General features: G+C 40.0%; 3 protein-coding genes. All 3 read left to right on the top strand.

From position 1 onward, the window contains the following. Positions 1-701: hypothetical protein (locus VF06_RS41905; RefSeq protein ID WP_180267969.1), on the top strand; the 701-nt coding region annotated here is incomplete at its 5' end. Further along, the gene (locus VF06_RS38750; RefSeq protein WP_099072995.1) at positions 694-1,419 is read left to right on the top strand and encodes a hypothetical protein; all 726 of its coding nucleotides are present in this window, start codon (positions 694-696) and stop codon (positions 1,417-1,419) included. The genes VF06_RS41905 and VF06_RS38750, both read left to right, overlap by 8 nt. Before the next feature lie 225 nt (positions 1,420-1,644). Then, positions 1,645-2,139, top strand: a 495-nt coding sequence (locus tag VF06_RS38745) for a DNA cytosine methyltransferase (RefSeq protein ID WP_143874550.1), incomplete at its 3' end; no start/stop codon positions are given.

The raw sequence follows: 2,139 nt of genomic DNA, 5'->3' as shown, positions 1-2,139 counted from the left end.
GTCAAACAAGATATTTTCTATTGCGAACCGGGTCAATTTCTGACCCAGTTACTGACCCAGTAAGTAGCCCAGTTAAAAAAACCGTCTCAGGAACTGGGTCAATTTCTGACCCGCAAACTGACCCAGTTTTACAAGAAAAACCCGAAACCGGGTCAATTTCTGACCCAGTTACTGACCCAAACACTATACTTATAGATAATACTATATTAAGTAATAACACAGTATTAAGTAATATTCCAAATACTAACGTATTTGGGCAAGAAAAAAAACCTGAAAGCCCTAAAAAAGAAAAAGGCAAAGAAGAAAAAAAACCTTCCGCGCAAAAAAAAGAAGAAAGTACGCCACATTGGCAAACGCTTGTTGATACTTGGTTTTTGTTCTATGAAGGTAAATTCAATCACAAACCCAGTTTTTCAGGTAGCGATCCGAGGGATTTCAAAAACATACTTTCGAGGCTACAGACCCGCGCAGCGATGAAAGGAATGGAATGGACGGAGCAACACGCGGCGGCAACCCTTAACATGTTCCTAGATGTAGCAATTGAGGACAAGTGGTTAAATAGTAATTTTTTGTTAAGCAATCTTAGTAGACAATTCGATAAAATCGTAACATATGCAAATAGCAAGGCAAACGGCGAAACAGGACGTGGAACTTTTCAGAGCGCACTCCAAAAACTTAATCTCCTGTATCCTGATGACTGATGGCAAAACGGGTATTGAGAAAACAATGGCAAAGATGGAACTGTCTGAATTCATTTCTGTTTCAATGCCAAAAGGTCAACCCGATTGGCACGCTTTGCGGTATAATATTCCAGTTGCTACTTTGGTTGCCGAGCATGGTAAAAAGGAAATTACAATGGTACTAATATGTTTGCTAAGGGATTTTTGCGATAGTTTCAATGTGGTTAGGAACATGACAGAGGATCAAATAATAGATGCCGCAACAATGTTACGGGATGAATGCGGAGACTACAGAATGGAAGATTACGCTATAATGCTCACAATGGCTAAAAGAAACCATTTAGGTGTCAAGATATTAGACAGGCTGGATATTAGCACTATTGGGCAAATAAAGGGGGCTTATGATGCATTCAGGCGTGAAGGTGTTGCCGAACTAACAGAAAGGGAGCATATGGAGTATGAAAGAAGCCTAAAAAGCCATTCAAGTTTCTGGATTGTCAACACACGACTTTCATTTTTCCCTCATTGGGCGTGTCTGGCAAATGCATATGAATACTGGCGCGTTAAGCCACTACGGGATTTGAGAATGAAATTATCGGGTGAATTAGTACAGGATAAGGCTAAAGAAATCGAACAAAGAAAACAGGAAATTGAAAAGTCAAAAGAAAAAATTAATATATTTTACGAAAACGTATTGATGGAACGCGAAAAGCAAAATCAACAAAACGATAACCAATAAAAAACAAAAATTATGAAACAAATCATCAAATTAAGAAAATCAGGATCGACATTATCATTCCCTCATTTTTCTAGCTTTAATGCCACACAGATTTTGACGGACGACAAGACAAAGCAGCTAAAATGCCCGTTGTGAAACTGGCAAAGGAAAGGTTAAATAATTTTATTCACTTGATACCCGAAAAGGAAATGAAATATGTTCCTGGGTTCTTAAAAACAGATTTAAATGTATGAGTTGGCACTTTTCTCGGGTGCTGGTGGAGGAATACTCGCTAGCAAAATGCTCGGAATACAAACCGTTTGCGCCATTGAAATTGAAGAATATCCTCGTGGGGTACTCATGCAAAGACAAAATGACGGAATACTCCCTGCTTTCCCAATTTGGGATAACGTTGAAACATTCCTATCAGATAACCCCGAATGCGCAGATTTCATTAAAGACCTTAAACTGGTGCGTGATAACCTCATTATTTCAGGGGGATTCCCATGCCAAGATATTTCAAGTGCTGGAAAGGGTGCGGGTATCAATGGAGAAAATAGCGGATTATGGAGGGAATATGCCAGGATGGTTTGCGAAATACGACCCGCGCTCGTGTTCGTGGAAAACTCCCCGCTTCTCACTTCTAGGGGATTGGGAACAGTACTCAAAGACTTTTCCGAAATGGGGTATAATGCTATATGGGGCGTGTTGGGAGCTTCCGACATTGGAGCAAACCACCAT

It is taken from the genome of Nostoc linckia z4, assembly GCF_002608075.1.
Taxonomy (GTDB): domain Bacteria; phylum Cyanobacteriota; class Cyanobacteriia; order Cyanobacteriales; family Nostocaceae; genus Nostoc; species Nostoc linckia.
The sequence above is the reverse complement of the archived record's forward strand: the minus strand, read 5'-3'. Positions and strand labels throughout refer to the sequence as shown.